The organism is Pseudomonadota bacterium, assembly GCA_026388215.1.
GTDB lineage: Bacteria > Desulfobacterota > Syntrophorhabdia > Syntrophorhabdales > Syntrophorhabdaceae > JAPLKF01.
Map to the genome: position 1 here is coordinate 1 of JAPLKF010000116.1, position 6,462 is coordinate 6,462.

Sequence of the window (6,462 nt, forward strand, 5' to 3'; positions counted from 1 at the left end):
CCTTTCGCAGAAAAGAAGTGTAAGGGAGTATCTTACAAACATGCAGAAGGAGATAGGCAGGGGCGGCGGTGTGGTATTAGAAGGAAGGGACACAGGAAGTGTCGTATTTCCTGATGCCCATATCAAGTTCTATCTCGATGCGAAACTTGAAGAGAGGGCAAAAAGAAGATATCTCGAATTATCTTCAAGGGGTGTAAACTCAGAACTCCTCAGGGTAAAAGAGGAGATATTGAAAAGGGATAAGGTTGATTCAGAAAGAGATATATCGCCTCTCGTTATACCGGAGGATGCGATATATATTGATACAACAGAGATAGATGCTGTTTCAGTGGTGGAGAAGCTACTAAATATAGTAAGGAGTAAGGAGTATGGAGTTAGGAGTTAGAAGCAAAGATTTAGTACTTACTGTATACTGCCTACTCCTTACTGCATACTTATTATCGGGTGGATAATGGAAGTCTTGAAAACAAGGCACATAGGTTTTTGTTTTGGTGTAAAGAGGGCAATGAACATAGTTTTAAAAGAAGCGGCAAAGGGGAAGGACAAAATATATACAATAGGTCCGATAATCCACAACCCGCAGATGGTGGAGATTTTAAAAGAAAAAGGGATAACGCCGGTTGGCGACATTTTTCATATTGAGGATGGGGTTATAGTCTTTAGAACCCATGGAATCAAAAAAGAGGAAGAGGAGTATATTAAAAGAAGGGGTTTGAAAATAATAGATACCACTTGTCCTTTTGTGAAGAGGGTAAGAAGGCATGCCATGTACCTTAGAAAAAGGGGCTACAGGGTGGTTATTGTGGGGGATAAGAACCATCCTGAAGTGAAAAGTGTATTGAGTTATTTGGATAATGATGGTATTGTATTACAAAAACCTGCTTCTATAGGGGCTAAAAAGATCGGTGTGGTCAGTCAAACCACATTGGATAAGGCAACCTTTTTAAATGTAGTGAGAGGTCTCATAGGGGAGGCGGAAGAATTGAGGGTTTATAATACGATTTGTGAAAGTACGGAAATCAGGCAAAGAGAGGCGGCAATACTTTCGGAAATGGTAGATGTAATGTTGATAATAGGCGGGAAAAATAGCTCAAATACAAAAAAACTTTATAGCATAGTGAAGGGGATGCAACCGAAGACATATCACATAGAGACAGAAGAAGATATAAAGTTAGGGTGGTTTACTGGTTTAAAGAAGGTAGGCATAACAGGGGGGGCTTCAACCCCTGATCTTATAATAGATTCTGTGGAGAGGCGTGTAAAAACTTTTTAGGGGGAATACATGTTAGATACCGGTGATACCGTGGCACAAAAAGAAAAAACACAAGAGGAGATGAAGGTACTCTATGAAACTTCTTTGAAAAGTTTACAGGAAGGGAACATTTTAAAGGGGAAGGTAATCAACATAAATGGCGAGACCGTAATTGTTGATGTCGGTTTGAAGTCTGAGGGAAAGCTTTCTATTAATGAATTTATGGGAAAGTCCGGCGAGGCAAATGTGAATGTGGGAGATCAAGTGGAAGTAATGATAGTGGGCAGGGAAAAAGAGTTTGGACTCCTTTTACTCTCAAAGCAAAAGGTAGATGTTATCAGAACATGGCAGAAGATAGATAAATCCCTTGAAGAGGGTATTTCGATAGATGGTGATATTATATCAGAGGTAAAAAGTGGTTTTATGGTTGATATAGGGGTAAATGCCTTCCTGCCGATATCGCAGGTAGACATTAAGCCTGTAAAAAATCCTTCTTCTTTTGTAGGCAGGCATCTGAAATTTAAGGTGATTAAGGTAAACCAGAGAAAGGAAAATGTGATAGTTTCAAGAAGGATGCTAATGGAGGGGGAGAAGGAAAAAAGAAAGAAAGAGTTTTGGAAAAATGTTAAAGAGGGACAGGTTTTATACGGTTTTGTGAGGAATATAACCGATTATGGTGCCTTTGTAGATCTCGGTGGGGTGGATGGTTTCCTGTATTTGAATGATATCACGTGGGGTAGAATAACACATCCAAAGGAGTACCTCAGGGTTGGTGATGAGATTAAGGTGAAGATACTCAATATAGACTATGAGAAAGAAAGGCTATCTGTCGGTATTAAACAGCTTAAACCCGATCCATGGTTAAAGATTGAAGAAAAATACCAGGAAGGAACAAAGGTAAGGGGCAAGGCAGTTGGTATCGTTGATTATGGGGTCTTTGTAGAGCTTGAGCAGGGGGTTGAGGGATTGCTCCATATCAGTGAGATGAGCTGGGATAGAAGAATAAAAAACCCGAGTAAGGTTGTAAATAGGGGGGATTGGCTTGAGCTGGTTGTTCTTGATATTGATAAAGAGAAGAGAAGAATTTCCCTTGGGATGAAACAGCTTAAACCCGATCCATGGCAAGAGCTTGAGGCAGAATACCCACCCGGTTCTATTATAAAAGGCAAGGTTAAAAACCTTACTGACTTTGGGATGTTTGTGGGTATAAGAAATGGCATTGATGGACTAGTCCATGTGTCCGAGATTTCATGGTCGAGAAGAAAGAAGGTCGTCCCGGACCTGTATAAAAAAGGAACGTTAATAGAAACCCTTGTGCTCAATATTGATAGAGGACAGAAAAAGTTCTCCCTCAGCATAAAAAGATTGAAGGAGGACCCATGGAGGGGCCTGATATCGAGGTATCATGTTGGTGATGTGGTTGAAGGCTATATTACAAGCATAACAGACTTCGGGGTTTTTGTAGAAATAGAGGATGGTATAGAAGGGCTTATACATTTATCTGAGATGGATGATTTACAGGGGAAGCACCCATCGGATCTGTTTAAAGTAGATGACAGGGTGGGAACAGCCATCTTGAATATAGATGAAAAGGATAAGAGAATCGGGCTGAGCATTAAAGCACTCAGAAAAAAGGAAGAGAACACAACAATAGAGACGCTTTCCAATGAAGAGGGTGTTTTCTCTACCCTGGGCGATATACTTGAACCGGCTATAAAGATAAATAATAAAGACAGCGCTGTATAGGTGGGAGGAATATGACTATTAACAAAGAGCTGCTTGATATACTCTGTTGTCCGAAATGTAAAGGGGATATAGAGCTCAATGAATCTCATGATGGCCTCATATGCAGACACTGTAAGCTCCTGTATCCTATTAAAGATGACATTCCCATAATGCTTATCGATGAAGCAATACCCATTACCAAATAAGCAATCCCCTTGTTGATAGACTTTTTATTTCTTTTTACCATCAAATCTTTCCAACAGTGTGTGCGTATTCTGCCTGAAGGAATCCAGGAGTCTCTTGGAGTCTTTCTTGGCAGACTTGTATTCGTTCTCTTGAAGGGGCGAAGAACAATAGCCCTTAATAATATACAACGGGTGTTTCCTGGTATAACACAACGTGAAAGAGAGACGATCGCGCGACGATGTTTTGAAAAACTCGGGATAAATTTTATTGAGTCACTTGTGTTGCCCTATGTTCCACAAGAAGACTACCATGTGAGATTTACGATTGAGCACAGGTCATATGTTGATGATGCGCTCACGATGAACAGGGGCGTGATTGCCCTTGGCTTTCACTACGGCAACTGGGAGATTATGGGTATTACATCCTACCTCTTACACCATGACATTATTGCCCTTGCCCGCCCCTTGAAGCGATACACCCATCTGAACAGCTACCTTAACCATCTTAGGCGTTCAACAGGCCTCTTAATAATCCCGAATGAAGATACCGGAAGGGATGTCGTGCGCTACCTCAAGGAGAATAAGATTGTTGCCATCCTCGGGGACCAGCGGGAGAAACGTTCACGGGCTGTGTTTGTGGAGTTTTTCAATGAGAAAGTAGCCACCTCAAAGGGTATTGCAGTAATAGGTATGAAGACAGGTGCACCGGTTATCCCTATGTACATGGTGCGGGAGGGTTTTTTACGTTACAGGATTGTCGTTACTCAACCCCTTGTAATGGAAAGAGAAGGTAATATCAGCGAACTTATCTACACCAATACGAGAAAAATCAATGCCTTTCTTGAATCCCTGATCAAGAAGAACCCTGACGAGTGGTTCTGGGTGCATAGGAGATGGGGGAGAGACAGCTGACACCATAAAGGCTGTCAGCTGTAAGTTCTAAGTTCGGGGTTCGGAGTTAAAGATAAATGAATTAAATTTCAATATATAGGCCGTTGTGTATCTTAACTTAACACTGATGGCTGATCCCGCCATGCGGGACTAATTGCTATTTCTCAATTCACCGTAAAACTTGCCTCTCTCATATCCTTTGAAAAATCTGTCTGTACAATATATCGAACCTTGTATGTACCCTTTTTCATGTCCGAAGGTAGAAAAATCGGGATATTCGACTGGTACGTTCCACCCTGTCTTGAAACTGTAGTTTCAGGGTTTCCCCACAGGGAGTCACCATACCAGATTTCCCTTATCTCTTTTATGTTGACACCCTCGTTGGATGGGGTAAGCACCGCGTATGTAAGGTTTGTATCGAGTTTTCCACCTGCTTTTACAGTTTTTGGTTTCACATCAATTGATTCGATTGTCACCGAGCTCCCTTTGTCAGGGGTATACCCGTATGCCTTGTTTGTCTCTGTCTGTGTCCTTTTGGTATCGAAGGCGTAGTGGCCAACAGCACCGCCTATAAGCCCGCCAGCCAGACCACCTATTATGGCGCCTGCCAGTCCGTGACCTCCTGGCGCCACTGCCGCGCCTATTAACCCTCCAAGCCCTGCACCAACTGCGGCACCTGTCGCTGCACCCTTATGTTCCTCTAAGGTTGCACATGAGGAGAGGGTTAAAAAGGATAAAATTATAAACATGACAAAAGGTTTTTTCATTTGACACCTCCATAGAGTAATGATTCAATAAACCAACCTATTTTATAGGTCTGTCTTTTCGTGGCTATCTGTTTCTCCATTACTGTAATTATATCATATCCTGAAATTTTTTTATAGGTTCTCAAGAAAAGAATCTTTTCCTTTATATCAAATTTGATGTAGCCCTTCTCCTCCATCTTTTCAACAAATCTGTTGAGCCTCCAGAACATGCTTTCCATATCTTTTTTGGTGATAGTTTTTTTACGGGACTTGTCGAAATCGAGAAATATCATATCCTTTTCTTTTGTTACAAGGATATTATTGAGGTGCAAGTCCGGGTGGTAGATACCGAGGGTTTCAAGACTCCATAAAAGCTGTGCGAACCTTTTTATCATCCTCATACGTTTCTTCTTCCCGGATGACTTGAGGTATTCAAGGAATTCTACTGTGTTTTTCTCATAGAATGTAAACAGGTAAAGTCTTTTGAAAACATATCTGTTCTCTGTAAGCAGGCAAAATGGGGTTACAACGGGGAAGCCCCTCTCTTTAAGGTAAGAAAGTATCCCTATCTCGTGTATGCCCCGTTTCCCTGTAAAAAACAAATCCCCAGTTATGATTCTGAATAGACCACCGTGGATGTATTGTCTGCATATCAATTGTTTGTTGTTCACATTTACTATACGTATCCCCCCTCTACCCCTATTTTCTATAATATGGATTTTGAAGAGCTCCTGAACCAATGCGGGGAGTTCAACCGGTTCTGAGGAGTAGGGGAGATAAAATCTGCCGTATGCTTCATTTTCAAAGGTACTCATTTGATATGATTCTATACGATATGGTAATTTTTTTCCAATGAAGAATGCCTTTCCCATGCTTCCAAAATGTGTAACTACATAATGGTTGCAATTATACAAAATTGGTGTTATTATAGCAACAGTGAGCAAATTTGAAAAATTAGTAAATCGTTTTTTGTCAAAACCAAAGGATTTTACTTATGAAGAGCTTAGAAAGCTATTATCAGGATTTGGATACGAGGAAGCAAAAACAGGGAAAACAACTGGATCAAGGGTTGCTCTCATTGATCGCAAGACCAAGCATATTATCAGACTGCATAAACCTCATCCTGACACAGTGCTGAAACATTACCAGCTAAACGATGTAGAAGAAGTGCTTAAGAAAATAGGGGTGTTAAAATGAAAAACGTAATGACATACAAGAGTTTTATTGGCTCAGTCCAATTTAGCGCAAAAGATTATACTTTCCATGGGAAGATAGAGGGGATTAACGACCTCATAACCTTTGAAGGTAGCAGTGTCAGCGAGCTTACCAAAGCATTTCATGAGGCAGTAGATGACTACATCACCCTGTGCAAAGAGGCTAATAAAAAGGCCTTAAAGTCCTGCAAGGGCAGTTTTAACGTAAGAATCCCTGCTGAATTGCATGGCAAGGCATTACAAAGGGCTGCAATGGAAGGAATATCGCTCAATCAATTTGTGAAAGAAACGATACAGAAAGAAGTACTGAAAGACACCCTGTAGTAAATGGGGTTGCCAGAGTGCTATGCGCATAGCAATGAATTTAAGGATATGCCGAAACACTGTTTCGCTCGTGCTCCTGCTCCGTGCCGCTTCATCCCGCCCATAGCGGGATTTACCCACTAATG

9 protein-coding genes are annotated in these 6,462 nt (G+C 41.2%); 7 read left to right on the forward strand and 2 right to left on the reverse strand.

Translation table 11 applies throughout. The features are described from left to right. The 5 genes from NTU69_06715 to NTU69_06735 all read left to right on the forward strand — a co-directional run. Nucleotides 1-385, forward strand: a 385-nt coding sequence (locus NTU69_06715; protein ID MCX5803208.1) for a (d)CMP kinase, incomplete at its 5' end; no start/stop codon positions are given. A gap of 66 nt (nt 386-451) precedes the next feature. Continuing rightward, a complete protein-coding gene (ispH, locus tag NTU69_06720; protein MCX5803209.1) occupies nt 452-1,273 on the forward strand; it encodes a 4-hydroxy-3-methylbut-2-enyl diphosphate reductase in 822 nt (273 codons plus the stop codon). Nucleotides 1,274-1,282: 9 nt separating this feature from the next. Then, nucleotides 1,283-2,998 (forward strand): 30S ribosomal protein S1, encoded by a 1,716-nt coding sequence (locus tag NTU69_06725; protein ID MCX5803210.1) that lies wholly within the window; start codon nt 1,283-1,285, stop codon nt 2,996-2,998. An 11-nt stretch (nt 2,999-3,009) separates the two neighbouring features. Further along, complete coding sequence (locus tag NTU69_06730; protein MCX5803211.1) at nt 3,010-3,183, forward strand: Trm112 family protein; 174 nt, start codon at nt 3,010-3,012, stop codon at nt 3,181-3,183. Between the two features lie 60 nt (nt 3,184-3,243). Continuing rightward, nucleotides 3,244-4,074, forward strand: a complete 831-nt coding sequence (locus NTU69_06735) for a lysophospholipid acyltransferase family protein (protein ID MCX5803212.1) — start codon at nt 3,244-3,246, stop codon at nt 4,072-4,074. Nucleotides 4,075-4,217: 143 nt separating this feature from the next. Here NTU69_06735 and NTU69_06740 read toward each other — a convergent pair whose 3' ends face one another. Both NTU69_06740 and NTU69_06745 read right to left on the reverse strand, forming a co-directional pair. Further along, nucleotides 4,218-4,820, reverse strand: a complete 603-nt coding sequence (locus NTU69_06740) for a hypothetical protein (protein ID MCX5803213.1) — start codon at nt 4,818-4,820, stop codon at nt 4,218-4,220. Beyond that, a complete protein-coding gene (locus NTU69_06745) occupies nt 4,817-5,614 on the reverse strand; it encodes a hypothetical protein (protein MCX5803214.1) in 798 nt (265 codons plus the stop codon). The genes NTU69_06740 and NTU69_06745 overlap by 4 nt, the downstream gene beginning before the upstream one ends. Nucleotides 5,615-5,735: 121 nt before the next feature. Here NTU69_06745 and NTU69_06750 point away from each other — a divergent pair, with 121 nt between their 5' ends. Next, the gene (locus tag NTU69_06750; protein ID MCX5803215.1) at nt 5,736-5,996 is read left to right on the forward strand and encodes a type II toxin-antitoxin system HicA family toxin; all 261 of its coding nucleotides are present in this window, start codon (nt 5,736-5,738) and stop codon (nt 5,994-5,996) included. Continuing rightward, nucleotides 5,993-6,337 carry a type II toxin-antitoxin system HicB family antitoxin gene (locus NTU69_06755; GenBank protein MCX5803216.1) on the forward strand — a complete coding sequence of 115 codons (345 nt, stop codon included), beginning with the start codon at nt 5,993-5,995 and terminating at the stop codon, nt 6,335-6,337. The genes NTU69_06750 and NTU69_06755 overlap by 4 nt, the downstream gene beginning before the upstream one ends. Nucleotides 6,338-6,462 lie beyond the last annotated feature (125 nt).

Coding starts and splice junctions, on each gene's coding strand:
- ispH (MCX5803209.1), top strand. CDS start 452: ATGGAAGTCTTGAAAACAAGGCACATAGGTTTTTGTTTTGGTGTAAAG.
- NTU69_06725 (MCX5803210.1), top strand. CDS start 1,283: ATGTTAGATACCGGTGATACCGTGGCACAAAAAGAAAAAACACAAGAG.
- NTU69_06730 (MCX5803211.1), top strand. CDS start 3,010: ATGACTATTAACAAAGAGCTGCTTGATATACTCTGTTGTCCGAAATGT.
- NTU69_06740 (MCX5803213.1), bottom strand. CDS start 4,820: ATGAAAAAACCTTTTGTCATGTTTATAATTTTATCCTTTTTAACCCTC.
- NTU69_06745 (MCX5803214.1), bottom strand. CDS start 5,614: ATGAGTACCTTTGAAAATGAAGCATACGGCAGATTTTATCTCCCCTAC.
- NTU69_06755 (MCX5803216.1), top strand. CDS start 5,993: ATGAAAAACGTAATGACATACAAGAGTTTTATTGGCTCAGTCCAATTT.